This window comes from Pseudomonas sp. BS3782 TE3695 (assembly GCF_050435305.1).
Classification (GTDB): domain Bacteria; phylum Pseudomonadota; class Gammaproteobacteria; order Pseudomonadales; family Pseudomonadaceae; genus Aquipseudomonas.
In genome coordinates, this window is record NZ_JBNDKB010000001.1 from 38,894 (window position 1) to 55,965 (window position 17,072).

The 17,072-nt window shown below is 60.0% G+C and carries 15 protein-coding genes; 9 read left to right on the forward strand and 6 right to left on the reverse strand.

Annotated features, from left to right (window positions below):
• The first annotated feature begins 18 nt into the window (after window positions 1-18).
• Together ABH909_RS00195 and ABH909_RS00200 are read left to right on the forward strand one after the other, a co-directional pair.
• Complete coding sequence (locus ABH909_RS00195; RefSeq protein ID WP_429429566.1) at window positions 19-1,371, forward strand: 3-oxoacyl-ACP reductase; 1,353 nt, start codon at window positions 19-21, stop codon at window positions 1,369-1,371.
• 2 nt (window positions 1,372-1,373) lie between these two features.
• On the forward strand, window positions 1,374-2,228 hold the full coding sequence (locus ABH909_RS00200; protein ID WP_429429568.1) for a MaoC family dehydratase: 855 nt from the start codon (window positions 1,374-1,376) through the stop codon (window positions 2,226-2,228).
• A gap of 122 nt (window positions 2,229-2,350) precedes the next feature.
• Here the strand turns inward: ABH909_RS00200 and ABH909_RS00205 are convergent, their stop codons facing one another.
• Both ABH909_RS00205 and ABH909_RS00210 read right to left on the reverse strand, forming a co-directional pair.
• Window positions 2,351-2,761, reverse strand: a complete 411-nt coding sequence (locus tag ABH909_RS00205) for a response regulator (protein WP_429429569.1) — start codon at window positions 2,759-2,761, stop codon at window positions 2,351-2,353.
• A 70-nt stretch (window positions 2,762-2,831) separates the two neighbouring features.
• Complete coding sequence (locus ABH909_RS00210; protein ID WP_429429571.1) at window positions 2,832-3,050, reverse strand: Flp family type IVb pilin; 219 nt, start codon at window positions 3,048-3,050, stop codon at window positions 2,832-2,834.
• Window positions 3,051-3,373: 323 nt separating this feature from the next.
• On the opposite strand from ABH909_RS00210, the gene cpaB reads away from it, so the two are divergent.
• The 5 genes from cpaB (at window position 3,374) to ABH909_RS00235 (ending at window position 8,661) form a co-directional block, all read left to right on the forward strand.
• Entirely contained in the window at window positions 3,374-4,303 is a 930-nt protein-coding gene (gene cpaB / locus ABH909_RS00215) for a Flp pilus assembly protein CpaB (RefSeq protein ID WP_429429573.1), read from the forward strand.
• An 89-nt stretch (window positions 4,304-4,392) separates the two neighbouring features.
• Window positions 4,393-5,598: an AAA family ATPase gene (locus ABH909_RS00220; protein WP_429429574.1), complete on the forward strand. Its 1,206-nt coding sequence runs from the start codon at window positions 4,393-4,395 to the stop codon at window positions 5,596-5,598.
• Complete coding sequence (locus tag ABH909_RS00225; RefSeq protein WP_429429576.1) at window positions 5,595-6,875, forward strand: CpaF family protein; 1,281 nt, start codon at window positions 5,595-5,597, stop codon at window positions 6,873-6,875. The genes ABH909_RS00220 and ABH909_RS00225 overlap by 4 nt, the downstream gene beginning before the upstream one ends.
• 11 nt (window positions 6,876-6,886) lie before the next feature.
• Window positions 6,887-7,771: a type II secretion system F family protein gene (locus tag ABH909_RS00230; protein WP_429429578.1), complete on the forward strand. Its 885-nt coding sequence runs from the start codon at window positions 6,887-6,889 to the stop codon at window positions 7,769-7,771.
• Window positions 7,768-8,661: a type II secretion system F family protein gene (locus tag ABH909_RS00235; protein WP_429429580.1), complete on the forward strand. Its 894-nt coding sequence runs from the start codon at window positions 7,768-7,770 to the stop codon at window positions 8,659-8,661. Before ABH909_RS00230 ends, ABH909_RS00235 begins: the two co-directional genes overlap by 4 nt.
• A 139-nt stretch (window positions 8,662-8,800) precedes the next feature.
• On the opposite strand, the gene ABH909_RS00240 is transcribed toward ABH909_RS00235, so the two are convergent.
• The 3 genes from ABH909_RS00240 to ABH909_RS00250 all read right to left on the reverse strand — a co-directional run bounded on the left by ABH909_RS00240 (window position 8,801) and on the right by ABH909_RS00250 (window position 11,575).
• Window positions 8,801-9,178 carry a DUF6124 family protein gene (locus ABH909_RS00240; protein ID WP_429429582.1) on the reverse strand — a complete coding sequence of 126 codons (378 nt, stop codon included), beginning with the start codon at window positions 9,176-9,178 and terminating at the stop codon, window positions 8,801-8,803.
• 1,024 nt (window positions 9,179-10,202) lie between these two features.
• Window positions 10,203-10,991, reverse strand: coding sequence for a response regulator transcription factor (locus ABH909_RS00245; protein WP_429429584.1), 789 nt, complete (start codon window positions 10,989-10,991; stop codon window positions 10,203-10,205).
• 113 nt (window positions 10,992-11,104) lie between these two features.
• Window positions 11,105-11,575 carry a prepilin peptidase gene (locus ABH909_RS00250; RefSeq protein WP_429429586.1) on the reverse strand — a complete coding sequence of 157 codons (471 nt, stop codon included), beginning with the start codon at window positions 11,573-11,575 and terminating at the stop codon, window positions 11,105-11,107.
• Window positions 11,576-11,650: 75 nt separating this feature from the next.
• On the opposite strand from ABH909_RS00250, the gene ABH909_RS00255 reads away from it, so the two are divergent.
• Both ABH909_RS00255 and ABH909_RS00260 read left to right on the forward strand, forming a co-directional pair.
• Window positions 11,651-12,091 (forward strand): TadE/TadG family type IV pilus assembly protein, encoded by a 441-nt coding sequence (locus ABH909_RS00255; protein WP_429429588.1) that lies wholly within the window; start codon window positions 11,651-11,653, stop codon window positions 12,089-12,091.
• Complete coding sequence (locus ABH909_RS00260) at window positions 12,088-14,856, forward strand: ATP-binding protein (RefSeq protein ID WP_429429590.1); 2,769 nt, start codon at window positions 12,088-12,090, stop codon at window positions 14,854-14,856. The genes ABH909_RS00255 and ABH909_RS00260 overlap by 4 nt, the downstream gene beginning before the upstream one ends.
• Here ABH909_RS00260 and ABH909_RS00265 read toward each other — a convergent pair.
• Window positions 14,826-16,808, reverse strand: coding sequence for a pilus assembly protein TadG-related protein (locus ABH909_RS00265; protein WP_429429592.1), 1,983 nt, complete (start codon window positions 16,806-16,808; stop codon window positions 14,826-14,828). The two genes, ABH909_RS00260 and ABH909_RS00265, sit on opposite strands and share 31 nt — an antisense overlap.
• Window positions 16,809-17,072: the final 264 nt, after the last annotated feature.

A 17,072-nucleotide genomic window follows, 5' to 3' on the forward strand; every position in this document is an offset into this window, starting at 1 on the left:
ACTACCGGAGCGTGATCCATGTCTGACCGCTATATCGACTTCGCCAATTCGTCCATCGGCCATCGTGTGGTCGGTGCCCTGGGTCTGCCGTCGCCGGTACGACTGGAACGCTGGCAAGCAGGCCGGCTGCGGCCTATCGAGGGGGCGCTATTGATTGGCGGTGGCCCGCTGGCGGAAAAAGTCAGTACTCTCGCCAACCGCCTGACCGACACGATCTACAGCTATGGCGCCGATCCGACCCTGGCCACCGCGTGGATTCCCGGCCACGGCCAGAAACTCAAAGCCGTGGTGTACGACGCCAGTGACCTGGTGCAGGTCGATCAGCTAAAACAGCTGCGCGAGTTCTTCCAGCCACTGATCAAAAACCTCGATCACCATGCCCATCTGGTGATTCTTGGCCGGGCGCCAGAGACCTTGAGCGACCCGTTCGCCGCCAGCGCACAGCGTGCGTTGGAAGGTTTCAGCCGTTCGCTGGCCAAGGAACTGCGCAGCGGCGGCACGTTGCAGCTGATCTATGTCGGCGAAGGCGCCGAAGATCAACTGGAAGGCCCATTACGGTTTTTCCTCTCGCCCAAAAGCGCGTTCATTTCCGGACAAGTCATTCGCTTGAAGGCATGCGAGGCGCAGGTGATGGACTGGAGTCGCCCCTTGTCGGGACGCAAGGCACTGGTGACGGGCGCCGCTCGCGGCATCGGCGCCTCGATCGCCGAGACCCTGGCCCGCGACGGCGCCGAGGTGATCCTGCTCGACGTGCCACCGGCCAAGAACGATCTCGAGGCCCTGGCCGCACGCCTCGGCGGGCGCGGCATCACCCTGGACATTTGCGCCGAAGACGCCGCCGCACAATTGATCGAACACTTACCCGACGGCATCGACATCGTGATCCACAACGCAGGCATTACGCGGGACAAAACCCTGGCCAACATGACCCCGGAATTCTGGGACGCGGTGCTGGCGGTCAACCTCAACGCGCCGCAAGTGCTGACCAAAGCGTTGCTCGACAGCGGCACCTTGCGCGACAACGGCCGAGTGATTTTGCTGGCGTCCATCAGCGGCATCGCCGGCAATCGCGGGCAAACCAACTATGCCGCGAGCAAGGCCGGGCTGATCGGCCTGGCCCAGGCCTGGGCGCCGCTGCTGAGTGAGCGCGGCATCAGCATCAATGCCGTGGCGCCAGGGTTCATCGAAACCCAAATGACCGCGAAGCTGCCGTTCGGCTTGCGCGAAGCCGGGCGGCGCATGAGTTCGCTGGGCCAGGGCGGCCTGCCCCAAGACGTCGCCGAAGCCGTGGCCTGGCTGGCACAACCGGGCACCGGAGCGTTTACCGGGCAAGCGTTGCGCGTGTGCGGGCAAAGCGTTTTGGGAGCCTGACCATGACCACCCACTGGCAAACACTCGATAGCGAACCGGGCCTGCAAACGCTGTATGTGAAAGCGGCAACGCGCCGAAAAATCACCGGCACCACACTGCCCGACCTGGGTTATCACTGCTGGGTCAATGTCGATCCGAAACGCCTTGAGGCGTATCGCAAGGTCTGCGGTTTTGCCGACAACGGGCTGCTACCACCGACGTATCCACACATCCTGGCGTTTGCCTTGCAGATGCAATTGCTCACGGCTAAAGCGTTTCCGTTCCCGTTGCTGGGGCTGATTCACTTGAGCAATCGCATCCGCGTCTTGCGCCCCATGGGCGGCGTACACCGGGTGCGGGTCAGCGTAAACGTGCAGAACCTGCAACCCCATGCCAAGGGGGCGACGTTCGATTTGGTGACGACGCTCGACGATCAATTGGGGCCGCTGTGGGAGGCGGAAAGCCAGATGCTTTGTCGCGGCGTCAAACTGGAAGGCGAGCCGGTCGAGGAAGCGTTGGCATCGACGCTGTCGTTGACCGAAGTGGCCCACTGGAAAGCACCCGCGGACATTGGCCGCCGATACGCCAAGGTGTCCGGAGACTACAACCCGATTCACCTGAGTGCGATCAGCGCGAAACTTTTCGGTTTCCCTTCTGCCATCGCCCATGGCCTGTGGAACAAGGCCCGCACGCTGGCAGCCCTGAGCGATCACTTACCGACGACCAATGTCGAGATTGCAGTGCACTTCAGGAAACCGGTGCGCCTTCCCAGTGAAGTGACGCTGATGTCCAGCGCGCCGGGGTCCAGCGGGGATTTTCAGTTGGTGGGCGTGGGGGAGTTGGAACATATGGTGGGGCAGTGGTGGCCCATTGCCTGATGGAACGATCAAATATTGCCTGACACATCAAAAGATCGCAGCCTTCGGCAGCTCCTACACGGACGACGCGTTGCGCCTGTAGGAGCTGCCGAAGGCTGCGATCTTTTGATCTGGACCGTAAATCAGGAACTGACCAGATCCCGAGGCTGCGGAAACAAATTATTCAACGTCTCCAACAACCGCACGTGATAAATCGGCTTGCGAAACAAATCCAGCACCTGCAACCGCAACATATCACTCACATCATCCATATCCGCATGACCCGATGTCACGATCACCGGTAAATGCTGGCGAGCCGTATGCTCACGCAACCGCTTGATCAACGACATGCCACTCTCCTCCGGCATCCGCAAATCAGTAATCACCAGCGCAATATCAGGGTGACAAGTCAAATGATGAAGGGCGAGTTTGACCGACGTTGCCGTAAAACAAGTAAAGCCCTCGCCCTCCAGCAACTCGGCCAGTTCCAGTAACGCATCCTCCTCATCGTCGACCAGAAGAAGCTGTTGGCGTGGGAGCGCGGGAGCCTTCATGGGTAAACCACCTGCAATGGACTAAGCGTTGACGTTAGAACCGCCCTGGCAGGTTAGCAAGCTGTCGGCATCAAGGAACAGGAGTAGGAGGCACCAGCGAATCCTGGAGCACGGTAAAAATATCGCTTACCGCTCCCGAAATAGGTTCCATGAATACCACCAACGCAACCGCTGCCATACCCGCAATAATCGCGTATTCGATACCCGACGCACCCTCGGTATCTTTGGCCAGGTATTTGAACAAAATGATTTCAGTTTTGATCTTCTGAATAACTTCAGTAAAGGACATGACATGTCTCCTATGACAGCAGGTGTTGCACGGCCGCAACATGATTCCCCTATGCCAGCATCAGCATTGTCGGCAAACCCCAGACCAACAACTGTAAGAACCTATTAATACTTAAGTAGTAACCGGCTCACTGACGTCATAAAACAGTGCATTTGGCTTCAGCCCGTTACTTTCGTCCGATATTTGCTGCCCTGTAATGGCTTTTTGCTCTACCTGCGCTACCGTCAAATAGCGAAATAGTTCGATGTTCATAGCTGCCTGATTGCGAAGTCATCTCATTAAAACTCTTGGGGGCGTTACGCAGCAGGAAAGGGAGAGCCGTCATGAACAGTCGCGTCACCATGGGCCTGGCCGGGCTGTTTCTGGTAGGCGCCATCATTGCCGGTTACTGGGGGCTGGCGCTGAGTCGCCAACCGGCACCCGCATCCGTCGCGCAACCCGGCGCGTCATCGGCGCCGATATTGGCGCCGGCAGACGACCCGACTCGCCAGCCAGTGGTTGTGCTGTTGCGTGACATCGCGCCGTTCGAGCAAATCAGCGCCGCCGACGTGACGCTGGAAAAACTCCGCACCGTCCCGGCCGGCAGCCTGTCCCGTCTCGATCAAGCCATTGGTCGTACGCCCTGGCGCACGCTGACTGCCGGCAGCTGGCTCAATGATGAAAGTTTCGAAGCCGGCGGTGCGCTGGCGCGAATGATCCACCCCGATGAGCGTGCCCTCGCCGTGGCGGCGGATGACGTGGTCAATGTCGGTGGTCAACTGAGCCCAGGCGACTATGTCGACGTCTTGCTGTTTCTGCGTATGGACACCAACAACCTTCAGCAATCGGCCCAAGTGGTGATTCCGGCGTTGCGGGTGCTCGGTGTCGGCGACCAGTTGGGGCTGATGAACGATGGTCTGCCTGCCCACCCGGCGCGCAGTCACGAGGAGCGACTCAAGCAAGACCAACTGCGTGCCAACGCTCGCACCGTTTTGCTTGCCGTCCCCGAACCCCTGTTGAGTCGCCTGATGCTCGCGGCTCAGGTCGGGGTTTTGCGCCTGGCTGTGCGCAGCGCCGAAGAAAGACGTCTGAACCAATACTGGGCCGGCAACCGCGATTCAAAGGCGAGCCTGGCCAGTGTCAATCGCGAACTGGTGCAATTCAGTCAACTGGCCCTGGTCGGCACACCCAAACCCGCCACCGGCGGCGCAGCACCGCGCAAGTCGAGCGTGGAAGTCATCCGCGGCAATGAAGTCACCCAACAAACGCCCTGAATCCAGCGAGGACGCTTCTCCATGCGCAGACGCTTCACGCGGTACTTTCTCGTCAACGGCCACTTCGATAAACGCGGCGGATTATCGCTATGAGCCAACCCCAAAACCTGAGCCAGACGTTCCTGGCGATCACACGCAACAGCACCGACTTCGAGTGGCTGCAAGGTGCGCTTGCCCCTTTGGGCCGGGTGATCAGCGCCGGTGGCGGCAACCTCGATGAACTCTTGACGCTGGTGGACGTGACCTTCGCCAACCTGGTGTTCGTGGGTCTGGACCGGGAGCATGTGGTGGCCCAGAGCGCGTTGATCGAGGGAGCCCTGGAAGCCAAACCGATGCTGGCAATCGTTGCCTTGGGCGACGGCATGGACAACCAACTCGTGCTCAATGCCATGCGCGCCGGTGCGCGGGATTTCGTCTCTTACGGCTCGCGTTCCAGTGAAGTTGCCGGGCTGGTGCGACGCCTGAGCAAACGCCTGCCGACCGTGACGCCGAATATGCAACAGAGCCAACAGGGTGGCCTGACCGTGCTTTACGGTGCGCAGAGCAATGCCGACGGCGCGTTGCTCGCCAATCACCTGGCGCACGTGGTGCAAAAGAGCGGTCAGCAGACACTGTTGCTGGACCTGGGCCTGCCACGTGGCGACAGCCTTGCGTTGCTGGGGCTGGAGAGCTCGTTTCATTTTGGCGATGCATTGCGCCATCTGCGGCGCCTGGACGCGACGCTGATCGACAGTGCCTTCACTACCTGTGATGCCGGGCTGCGGATTCTCGCCTACGCCAGCAACGACGAACCGCTGGAACAGACCAGCGCCGCCGAGCTGTACATGCTGCTCAGCGCCTTGCGTCAGCATTTCCAGCACATCGTGGTGAACCTCACTGGCCAGTCGGATAGCGAAGCGTTGCGTACCTTCGTCAGCCATTGCGACAAGTTGCTGTGGTACACCGATCAGAATGTGCTCGACTGCCGACGCAACCTTGAGGTGCTCGGCCGCTGGCGCGAAAAAGGCCTCAAGCTCGACCACGCCAGGTTGCTGGTGGACCGCTATCTGCGCAATGTCGCGCCAGACTCCGATACCTTGAGCAAAAGCTTCGGCATGGAGGTCATGGCGGTCCTGGTCTACAGCCCGGAAGTGCGCCTCAACGCCAAGAATCAGGGGCTGAGCCTGTTCGAACTGGCCCCGCGCGAAAACCTGACCCAAAGCCTGCGCGCCCTCGGCGAACGCCTGGCCAAACGCTCCGAAGACCTGGACAAACCCAAGGCTGGCTGGTTCGACCGATTGAGGGGCGCGCCATGAGCGGGGAAAAACTTTTCGGCGCGCCCTCCCACGGGCCGGTCGGCAATACCGACCACGAAGGCCTGAAACTGGTGCTGCACCGCTACATCATCGACACCATCGAAGAGTCCGGAAAAAACCTGCTGGAAGGTTCGCGGCAATTGCTGTCGCAGTTCGTCATCGACAAAGTCGCTGAATACATCGCCCGTCTGCACCTGGCGATTTCCCGTTACGAGATGGAGCGACTGGCCGAGGAACTTGTCGACGAGCTCACCGGTTTCGGTCCGCTGGAAGTGTTGCTGCGTGATTCGACGGTGACCGAAATTCTGGTCAACGGCCCGCACCGGGTGTTCGTCGAACGCGAGGGGGTGTTGCACCTGAGTGACCTGCGATTCATCGACGACCACCACGTCGAACGGGTGATGCAACGGATTCTCGCGCCCCTGGGCCGACGGCTCGACGAGTCTTCACCGATGGTCGATGCGCGCCTGCCCGATGGCAGCCGGGTCAACGCGATCATCCCGCCCATTGCCCTCGATGGCCCGTGCCTGTCGATTCGAAAATTCCGCAAGGACATGCTCAAAAGTTCCGACCTGATGGCGATGCAAACCATCGATCAGGCGATCTTCGAGTTTATTCAGGAGGCCGTGGGCAAGCGCTGCAACATCCTTGTCAGCGGCGGTACCGGCACCGGCAAGACCACACTGCTGAACATTCTCAGCCAGTTGATCGCCCCTCACGAACGCCTGGTCACCATTGAAGACGTCGCCGAGCTGCAACTGGGCCATCCTCACGTGGTACGCCTGGAAACCCGACCGCCGAATGCCGAAGGCCACGGCGAAGTGAAGGCCAGCGACCTGATTCGCAACGCGCTGCGGATGCGCCCGGACCGGATCATCCTCGGCGAAATTCGCGGTGTCGAAGTGGTCGACGTGCTCACCGCGATGAACACCGGGCATGACGGTTCCATGAGCACCGTGCACGCCAACAATGCCCAGGATGCGCTGTTGCGCCTGGAGACCCTGGTGGGCCTGACCGGCCGCACCATCGCCGAACGCACCCTGCGACAAATGATCTGTGCGGCTCTGGACGTGGTGATCCAGTTGACGCGCCTGCCCGATGGCCGTCGCTGCGTCAGCGAAGTGGTGGAGGTTGTGGGTATTCGTGATGACATCTATGTGACCAATACGCTGTTCCGCTTCGACCGACGCACCGGTTTCGGTTTTCTGCGCGAGGCGGTCAACCCCGCCGGCGAAAAGCTGCGTCGCGAATCGGCGCTTTCTCCCTTATCGCACTAAAGGATCACGGCATGCTCAAACCGGCGCTGCTCATCCTGATTTGCCTGACATTGCTGGGCCTGTCGATCCGGTTGTTCTACAACGGCTTGCGCCAGACCGGCATCGATCGAACCCTCGCTCGCTTGATGCAGGGGCAACCGCAACTGGCGGTGGCGAAATCATCCTGGGCGGGCCTGGAGCGGGCATTTCTACGCGCCGGCCTCGGTCGTCCCACCGAGCGCCTGAGGTTGTGGCTGTTGCTCTGGGCTGTGGGCATTTTGCTCGGGGTTGCCCTCGCCAGCTGGATCGGTTTGCTGGTGTTTTTGCTGGCACCGCCCCTGGCTCTGCGGTTGTACATCAGTTGGTGCTACCAGCGCCGGCTCAAGCGCATGATCGAACAACTGCCCCCATTGCTCGATCACACCGTGCGCAGTCTGAAGTCTGGACGAACCCTGGCCGATGCAGTGCTGGTCGCCATCGACGCCGCCGAAGACCCACTGAAAAACGCCATGGGCCGGGTTCAGCGCAACGTGCACCTGGGCGTCAGCCTGCCTGACGCTGTAACGGACTTCGCCGAACTGTACGAGAAAGACGAGTTTCGCTTGTTCGCCCTGGGCCTGAAGGTCAATCACCGCTACGGCGGTAATGCCAGTGAGCTGTTTGAGAACCTGATCAAAATGGTCCGTGAACGCGACCTGGCTGCGCGCCAACTGCGCGCCATGACGGGCGAAACGCGCATCACGGCGGTGGTGCTGGCCCTGATGCCTGTGGGGCTCGCCGGCTACTTCTTGCTGTCCAATCCGAAATACCTGCTCGCCATGTGGAACAGCAGCTCGGGGCAAATGATGCTTGCGACCGCGTTTGGCCTGCAGGTGGTGGGTTGCCTGGCGCTGTGGCGCATGTTGCGCAGCGTATGAAAATAGCCCTGCTGATCAGCGCACTGTTGTTTCTGGCCGCCACGCTGTTGCTGCTCAGTGGGCTGCTGGACCAACATCGGCGTGCTCGCCAAGTGGCTCAACGACTGGACGGCAGCAAACCGCTGAATGACCATCGCGTTCGTCACTGGTTGCAAGTGCTGGGTGACAGCCGCATCGGTCAGCGCTCTGTCAAACTGGACAACGAAACCCAAATATTGCTCAACCGCCTCGGCTGGCGCAGCGCCCGGCAACGCTCGCTGTTCGCCGCCTGCCAGATCGGCATACCGGTGCTGGCGTTGATTCTGAGTCTATTGATCCAGAGCGTGTTCTTCCCGCAGGTGAACAACCACTGGATTACTCCAGCCTTCGCCACCGCGCTTGGTTACTTGCTGCCCAAACGCTTGCTGGCCGCTGCCGCGTATCGTCGGCAAAGACAACTGGCGATCGAGATTTCGACCTTCATTCCACTGCTGCGCATCCTGTTCGAATCCGGCATGGCGGTGGAGCAGTCGCTGCGAGTGCTGAGCATCGAAGGCAAACAATTACTGCCGGCCCTGACCCATGAACTGCGCCTGATACTGACCCGGGTCGATTCCGGGCTGGAACTGGGCGAAGAACTGAACAAGGCCACCCAGTTACTGGCAGTGGACGAATTCACCGACACCTGCGTGATTCTTCAGCAATTGATCCACCAGGGCGGCGGCGCCATGAAATCACTGCTGGGGCTCAAAATGCTGCTCGATGACCGGCGCCTGACACGCTTGCAGGAATACATCTCCAAGATGTCCGCAAAAATGTCCGTGGTGATGATGTTGTTTCTGTTCCCGGCATTGCTGATCGTCCTGGCCGGCCCCAGCTTCACCGCGTTGGCCCGGGCTTTTGGTCGTTGAAAGTTCATCTGTGGCGAGCGAGCTTGCTCGCGCTGGGCTGCGTAGCGGCCCCAAAATCTCTGATATACCAAAGATCTTGTGAGTGCTGCGCACTCAAGCGGGAGCAAGCTCCCTCGCCACAGTTCGCGTCGACAGGGAATCAGCTGTGTGGCGCGGGTTTGGGTATGGCAACGTTATCCAGCATCCGGTTCACCGCCAGTTCAGCCAGCATGACAATCTGTTGAATCGCCATCGCCGTGTGCCGGTGCGGTCCTTCCAGATACCCCGCAAAATCACCCGCCATCACACTGGCCTGGGCCAACGATTCGCAGGTGTGGGCCAACAGGTCTTCGTCTTTGATATCTGGCGCGACCATGTACATCGTGCTCGGCTTGCGCGCCACGGGGGACTTGAGGGCGGATGGGTTGAGGTAGTGATCGAGGGCGCGGTTAGCGGCGTCGTGGAGTTTTTTTGAATCAGCAGATTCGTAAGGGGAAACGTTGTCAGTTTCTGGGGGATTCGGGGTTGCTTTGAACATGATTACACCTCTGGGATGAAATGGAGCCACTTCCAAATTGCCGCGACGCAATTTGGGGTGGCAGCTGTACGCGGGTTCGCGGACCGATCCCCGAGGCAGCTCGGCATACCCGAAGGTATCCCGCGCACAGTCGCCATGACACGAAACGACAGACACCCAAAAGTGTTGTGGTTTGGTGGAGCGATTATGCCTCAAGAATCGAGCCGCGACGCCCGGTCGCTGAATTGTCAGCGACGGACAAAGGCTAGAGACGCAGCGTCCGACGGGCAACCTGAAAAACATGTGGGAAGGTTCTGATGTTTTTATCGATCGATAAACATCATTGCCTGTGAGGCAGCCATCGCGAGCAGGGTCGCTCCCACAGTGGGTCAGCGTACATCTGAAGGAGATTGGTCGGCTGTCAGGCCGCCAAGATCAAAAGATCGCAGCCTTCGGCAGCTCCTACGTGGGGTTGTGTACACCCGCGAGAGATTGGTCGGCTGTCAGGCCGCCATCGCGGGCAAGCCCGCTCCCACAGTGGAGCGACGTACACCCGCCCCTCACCACTCAACAGGCCGAGCGTTAGCTCGCCTGCAGCTTTTGATCTGGCTTTTGATTTTGATCCACCCGCCCCTTCGGGAGGCCTCGTTCCGGTGTTCATCTGGGGATTGGCGCGTAGCGCCGTTCGACGCAGTCGAACCCATCGCATGTAGGTCGTAGCGAAGCAGACCGTAGGGCGATGCCCCCAGATGGATACCGGAGCGAAGGAACGCCGAGCCTTAGCGAGGGGCCGGACGCTTGGGGCGAGACCTTTTGGTTCCTTTTGGCTGGGCCGGCATTCCGGGCGTTTGCCAAAAGGGACTCGCCGTAAGGGCGAAACCATAAGCGGCCGTTACCGCAGAAATGAATATGTACTCAGTCAACAAAATACAGGTCGGCTGTCAGGCCGCCTTCGCGGGCAAGCCCGCTCCCACAGTTGAACGGTGTATATCAGAGAAAGATTGGTCGGCTATAAGGCCGCCAAGATCAAAAGCCTTCAAAAAACTCAGTGCGCAGTAAGCCGCCGCACACCAGCATTACCCGGCGACAACGCCAACGCCACTTGCGTGCGGTTATGCATGTGCGTCAACCGCAACACCTGCGACACATAAAGCTTCACCGTGTTCTCGGTAATCCCCAACTCACAGGCAATCTGATAATTGGTCTGCCCCTTGCCCACCAACCGCGCCACCTCCAGCTGCCGCGGCGACAGCTGATTGAAAACCGCCGGCATCTCCACCCGCTCCGCCTCACTGAATGTACCGTCAGCCGAATCCGACAACGGCACAGAAGACGGTCCCCGACGAACCTTGTCCAGATCCTGGTACAACTCGTCGATCGACTCGCAAAGGTATTGCAGCTTCTGACTCAAATGCCCCAACTGCAGGTTTTTCTGCCGCTCCTGCAACACCACTTCCTGACGCTGCAAACCTTCGAGCAACTCAGTCAGATCAATCGGTTTTTGATAGTAGTCGGCGAACCCGGCGCGCAAGGCCTTGATCACATCCTGCTTGTCGGCGCGACCGGTGAGCATGATCGCCTCGAACGCCCGATGCTTGCCGGACAACTGTTGCAGTGTCTGAACGAGCTGAATGCCATCCATGTCAGGCATCTGCAAATCGCAGAGCACCAGGCCAATATTTTCGTGTTCAGTGAAATGCTCGATCGCCTGCTTGCCGGACTGACAAGGAACACAGCGGTAACCATTACGCTCGATGAACTCGCACAGTTCTTCGACAACCAATGGCTCGTCATCGACCACAAGGACCTTTATTGCCGAGATAAGCTTGTTCACGTGTCACTCCAGGCTTGACCGTTCCTGTACCCACTTCCAAAGGCTGTACAACAACTGTTTTGAAAGTAGACGCACTTTCCAACTATGTACATAGAACGAGTGGCGCCCGGCGACTAATGCATCCAGACCAAAGTAAGCAACATGCCCACCAATACGAATGGCGCAAAGGGCTGCTTTTTTGACGTTCCTGGTCCCAGGTAACGAAGACGTTCCCTAAGCCCTTGCCCCATATACAGCCAGAGTCTTGGCGCCAACAGCAGCCAGAATGCACTGGCCAACCCGGCGCCGATGAAGCCGCCGAGCAAATGCATACCGTCCGTCGCAAGCCCCAGCGCCGCCATCAGTTTCACGTCGCCCGCCCCCAAGCGTTTCAATGCATAACCGGGCAAGGTGAAGGCCAGTGCCAGCAACAAAGCCCAGCCGCCCTGCACCGCCTCGGCCCCCAGCCACGTGGTGCCCGTCCACAACAGATACGTCAGCGCCAAACCACCTGCGCCAAGGGTCAGGCCATTGGCGATGTGCCGCTCCCGGACATCCTGTGCTGCGCAGAGCGTTAGCCAGATAAGTAGGACAAAGTTCTGCATCCGGTAAAAAACGTCCGTTTTGGCTGAATGATTCTATGCTGATACTACGTCGTGATGGTCAGGGTAGACGCACTCATGAAAACAGGCCTCCCCCGCAAACAAAAAGGTGCCGTAGCGATTGAGTTCGCCTTGGTGTTCATCATCTTTTTCGCCGTGTTTTATGGGCTGGTGAGTTACAGCCTGCCGCTGTTGCTGATGCAATCGTTCAATCAATCGACGGCCGAAGCGGTGCGCCGCAGTGTGGCGCTGGACCCGGCCACCGCCAATTACGACACCGCCGTGCAAAACGTGGCCAAAACCGAACTGACCCGGCAACTGGCCTGGATTCCCGCCGCGCTGAACTTCAATGTGGCCACCGATGCCAGTGCCACCTACATCGGTGGCGTGCTGACGGTCACCATCAATTACCCCACCAGCAAATTGAATCAGGTCCTGCCGTTCCTGGTGCTGCCGGGGATCGGTTCGGTGCCCAATCTGCCGGCGACCCTTACTGCCCGCTCGAGCCTGCAATTTTGAGTTCCGCAGACAAGCTCTTCGGGCGCCTGCTCAACCGCCAACCGCCACAGCCCTCGACCAGTGCTGACCCTGCGAGCGTGCAACGTGTCGGTTTGCAGCTGCATCTGGATGACGAAGGCCGAGTGACTCAGCTGACCGGCCCGCTGCGGCATTTGCTGGCGCAACAAATGCCCGGCGCACAGGCACCGCACCTGCTCGATTACCTCATGCCCCATAGTGCCCTGTCGGTCGAAGGTGCACCCGCCGACTGGCAAGGACAAAGCCTGGACCTGGATTTTTTCAGCCTCGGCGAACAACCGTTGCACCTGCGTGGCTGGGTGCAGCCGTTGGGCGAAAACTGGCTGTTGCAGTTGATCGACATCGGCGACCTGCTGCTCGAACGTCGACAAGCGCGCAGCCGCGAACAGTGCCAATTAATCGCGGCGCAGATCAGCGAACAGTTGCGCCTGTGCAGCCTGACGCGCTTGCCCGAGGTGCTGGCGGAGCAACTGCAAGGTCTGGCCCAGCGCTTTCAGATCCCATGCATCGCCATGGCTTTGCTTGATGAACAGGCCGAGGGTTGGCTGATCCACCAGCATTACGCGGCCTTCGATGCGCCTCTATTGTGGGAAATCGATCAACGCCTGGGCACCGGTCTCGACAGTTTGAATGGTTCTGCCCCTCAGCAACTGATCCCCAGCGAACACCCGCGCCTGCAAGGCATTTTCGGCAATGCCGAAGGGTTCGCGGTGCCTTACCACAATGCCCAGGGCGTGGTGGCCTGGTTGCTCTGTGGTTTCTACCCGGTGCAACAGCGTGCCCCGGATCTGAGCGAGCGCGATTGGTTGCAACTCACCGCCGCCCTGGCCGGCCCGCTACTTGAGCGCTTGCGCGAGCATCAGCACCACCTGCAACTGGAGCGGCTGGAGTCTCTGCAAGCCTTGCTCGGCACCGGCTGGTGGGAGGTCTTCAGCGACACCGCCGAGGTGCAATTGGCGCCGTCGCTGGCAAGCATGCTGAACTTTGCGAGTACTCGTTTGCCGCTGCACGACTGGCTCGAACAAATCCACCCCGCCGACCGTGAAGAGCTGACGATACGCCTGCAAACTTTGCAGGATGAAGGCGCGCCGTTGCTGCTGTGCGTACGCCTGCATCGTCCCGACGCGACACAAACGCCGATCTGGTATCGACTGCAAGGTCAGGCCCTGGGCATCGGCAGAAACCGGCGGCTGGTGGGTTTCATGCTCGACATCAGCGACATCAAGAATCAGGAGCAGAACGCCGCTGCCGCCCATGCCCGGCTGGACAACCTGATCGCCAGTTCACCGGCGGTGATCTACGTGCAGCGCTATGTCGAAGGTGCGTTGCAACCGACATTTTTCAGCGACAGCCTGTTGCCGCTGCTCGGTTGGTCGCTCGCTGATTGCGCCACCGGCGCGTTGGTGGAACGTGTCCACCCCGAGGACCGCGACGGCTATTTCGAGCGCACCCGGCAACTGCTGCGCGAAGGTTCAGTGCGTGCCCGTTATCGGTTGCGCGACAGTCGTGGCGATTACCATTGGCTGCTCGACGAAGCCAAACTGCTGCGCGATGACCTTGGGCTGCCGGTAGAAGCTGTGGGGCTGTGGCTGGATGTCACCGAAGCGACCCTGGCCGCGGAGAAAGTGAAACAGAGTGAAGAGCGCTATCGGATCCTGGTGGAAGATTCCCCGGCGATGATCTGCCGCTACCTTCCAGACCTGACGCTGACCTTTGGCAACCGACCGCTGGCGACCTACCTGGAATGCCAGCCCGAGCAACTGCCGGGGGTGAATCTGGGCAGCTGGATGTCGCCGGAACAGCGCGAAGCGTTCCTCCAGCGCCTCAGTCGACTGAGCCCGGAGTTCCCGGTCAGCACCGCGGAAATCAACCTGCAACTGCCGGGACGGGAACATGCGTGGTGGGTTTGGTCGGATCGCGGGGTGTTCGACGAGCAAGGGCGCTTGCTGGAGATTCAAGCCGTGGGCCGTGACAACACCGAAGTCCGGCGCGCCCAACAACAGCTGACCCAGAGTGCGAAAATGGCCACCCTCGGCGAAATGGCCACCGGGCTGGCCCATGAAATCAATCAGCCGCTGAACGTGATGCGCATGGCCATCGTCAATGTGCTCAAGCGCCTGAGCAATGGTGACGCGCAAATCGATTACCTGACCGACAAGCTCAACCGCATCGACGCGCAAGTCCAGCGCGCCGCGCGGGTGGTGGATCACATGCGGGTATTCGGTCGGCGTTCGGAAATCGAACAACACCCGTTCAATCCGGCGCTAGCCATCGAGGGCACGCTCGCGCTGCTGTCCGAAGGCATGCGTGGCAAAGGGGTCGAGCTGCGGGTCAGCCAGAGCGGATTCGAAGTGCAAGTGCGCGGTTATGTCGATCAGCTGGAACAGGTGCTGATCAATCTGATGGTCAATGCAAGGGATGCGCTGCTGAGCAAGCGCGAAGCCGACCGGGAGTTCAAACCGTGGATTTCGGTGTACGCCGAACGCGATGAAGATTCGGTGCGACTGTGGGTCGAGGACAATGGCGGTGGTATCGACCCAAGGCTGCTGGAGCGGATTTTCGAACCCTTCTTCACCACCAAACCGGTGGGGGTCGGCACCGGGCTCGGGTTGTCGGTGAGTTACGGCATCGTCGCAAACATGGGCGGTCATTTGACTGTAAGAAACTCGACCGAGGGCGCGCGGTTCTGTATCGAGTTGCCGATTGCCACGGACGATCAGATCACCAGCGTCGCGCGCCCCGAATGACAACTGAGATTGGCGCCGACGTCGACCTTGTTCAAGTCGATCCCAAGGCTTAACAGCAAGGTGTTGATCAAGCTGTCGAGCAACGGGCTGAGCACGCTGTCGATCGCGCTGACCAGCAAGGTAGTGACGCTGCTCAGGATCGTCCCCAGACCGCTGACGAGACTGCCCGACGGGCCATACATGTCCACGTGAATATTAAGCGGGGTATTAAGCAGACTGCTGACGATGCTGCTGGTGGTAAACGAGTAGTAGAACGGTGGCTGATTGATTTCCGGCAGGCTGGTGGCGGGTGGTGCGGAGTACACGTGGGAAATGTTGGCGTTCGCCGCCACGCTGGTGTCGGCCACGATATCGATGCCGCCACCGACGCCGGGCACACGCGGATCGCAAGTGATGGGCAGAAAGAGAAGCCTGCGACAGGTTATGATCCCGATATCGATCACCTTCAACGGCTGCACCGTGACTGTCGGCGGTGTGGTATTGCTGCCGAACATGCTGGCCGCATCGATCCGGCCGATTTTCAGGTTCACCAGCGACGTACTGGTGCTGGTGGTCAGGGTTTTGTTGGTGTTACTGACGCAGCTGTAGGCCGTGACATGACTGCTGGCGCTGGCGACGTCCAGCGCCACGTCGAGCCGTATTGGCCCCGGCAACACCTTGATGTCGGGCGTCTGGCAGGGCACGCCCAAAGCACAGGTCAGTGAGTTGAGCACCGCCACCAGGTTGAGATTGAGCAAGGCATTGAGGGTGTTGGTCAGCGGTCCTGCCAGATCGGCTACCGCATTGACCAGCGCCGCAATGGCGTCGAGTGCCGGCAAGTCGATCGACAGCAAGGTGCGCACCTGCGCGGTTCTCACGTAAATCCGGTCAGGTCCCAATGGGTTCAGTGCAGCCTTTTTCGGATTGCCGATCGCTGAGAGTTGCGGCGGTTCCAGTACCTGCACCCGAGCCGTGATTTGCGCCAGCCCCGCCAGATCGATCGGCAGCGTTGCCACCAGACCGTTTTCCTTGTTGGCCAGTTGTACGATGCCCTCGATCAGGTTGAACACGCTCACGTTCGTCGCCAATGCCGACATGTTGCTGCCATTCTCGACGTACAACAAATTGCCCAGCACCACGGTCGTGGAACCCGCGGCAACCTTGAGTGCTTGCAGACCGACGATGGTCGCCGTCGCACCGAGAGCGCCGCTTGGGTCCAGCACATTGACGGCCGTCTGGATCAATTGGCTGACGGCCACCGAAGTACCCAACACCTGGCTATAACCGGCGGCATTGACGCCAAGGTCGACCTTCAGTCGATCGAGGTAACCGAGCAGGCTGATATCGGTGTTCAGCAACCCCTCCCAACCCGCCACGGAGAGGTTCAGGCTGCCGCCCAACAAACCGCCGAACAGCGCATTGAGGGTGGCCGATTTGCTGGTATCGATACTCAGCGCTGTAGTGCGCAAGGTCAGCGACGCCAGCGGTGGCGGCAACGCTGCGACGGCAGTCGCGGTCAGGTTGAGGGTCGCCCCGGCTGGAGCACCGCCGAACAGGGCGCCGATGCCGCCAGCGACACTTTGCTGGATCGAATGGCTGACACTCACCCGGATGGCTTCGCTGCTGCTCGGATCAGCCGTAAAAACCCGAAGATTATTGGCGTCCAGACTCAAGGTGCCACAGGCTACCGCCAGGCTGCGGGTGGCATCGGGAAGGGAGAAGTCGTTGCGGTTGGCACTGGCGGTGGCATAGGCGGTAGCGGTGGCACCCACGGCGCAATCACCGTTGCGCGTGGCAGCCTCCAGCGCAGCCATATCCGCCACCCGTTGCAAACTGCGTTTTTCCAGGTACAGGCGGCCACTGTCGACCACGACCAGCAAAAACACCAAGGCCATGCCCAGGGTCAGCACCGCCATCAAACCGATCGCTCCCCGTTGCCGGGCCGGGCTACGAAACTGCAAGCAGGGAGACATGGCACACTCCTTTGCCGGCGCACCGCCGAGGCTTACCTCCATTGGTGAGAAGCAGTGTAGACAAGGGTCTGCGAGATTGCTGGCAACTCGCCATCCACCACAACAAAAACCCAATGTCAGAGGGCAATGCTGTGCACAAAAGAGAGCCTTGAATCAGAGAAACCTGTGGCGAGGGAGCTTGCTCCCGCTTGAGTGCGTAGCACTCACAAAAATCGGCAGTGGTTGTCAGATTTTTGGGGCTGCTACGCAGCCCAACGCGAGCAA

Coding starts and splice junctions, on each gene's coding strand:
- ABH909_RS00195 (WP_429429566.1), top strand. CDS start 19: ATGTCTGACCGCTATATCGACTTCGCCAATTCGTCCATCGGCCATCGT.
- ABH909_RS00200 (WP_429429568.1), top strand. CDS start 1,374: ATGACCACCCACTGGCAAACACTCGATAGCGAACCGGGCCTGCAAACG.
- ABH909_RS00205 (WP_429429569.1), bottom strand. CDS start 2,761: ATGAAGGCTCCCGCGCTCCCACGCCAACAGCTTCTTCTGGTCGACGAT.
- ABH909_RS00210 (WP_429429571.1), bottom strand. CDS start 3,050: ATGTCCTTTACTGAAGTTATTCAGAAGATCAAAACTGAAATCATTTTG.
- cpaB (WP_429429573.1), top strand. CDS start 3,374: ATGAACAGTCGCGTCACCATGGGCCTGGCCGGGCTGTTTCTGGTAGGC.
- ABH909_RS00220 (WP_429429574.1), top strand. CDS start 4,393: ATGAGCCAACCCCAAAACCTGAGCCAGACGTTCCTGGCGATCACACGC.
- ABH909_RS00225 (WP_429429576.1), top strand. CDS start 5,595: ATGAGCGGGGAAAAACTTTTCGGCGCGCCCTCCCACGGGCCGGTCGGC.
- ABH909_RS00230 (WP_429429578.1), top strand. CDS start 6,887: ATGCTCAAACCGGCGCTGCTCATCCTGATTTGCCTGACATTGCTGGGC.
- ABH909_RS00235 (WP_429429580.1), top strand. CDS start 7,768: ATGAAAATAGCCCTGCTGATCAGCGCACTGTTGTTTCTGGCCGCCACG.
- ABH909_RS00240 (WP_429429582.1), bottom strand. CDS start 9,178: ATGTTCAAAGCAACCCCGAATCCCCCAGAAACTGACAACGTTTCCCCT.
- ABH909_RS00250 (WP_429429586.1), bottom strand. CDS start 11,575: ATGCAGAACTTTGTCCTACTTATCTGGCTAACGCTCTGCGCAGCACAG.
- ABH909_RS00255 (WP_429429588.1), top strand. CDS start 11,651: ATGAAAACAGGCCTCCCCCGCAAACAAAAAGGTGCCGTAGCGATTGAG.
- ABH909_RS00265 (WP_429429592.1), bottom strand. CDS start 16,808: ATGTCTCCCTGCTTGCAGTTTCGTAGCCCGGCCCGGCAACGGGGAGCG.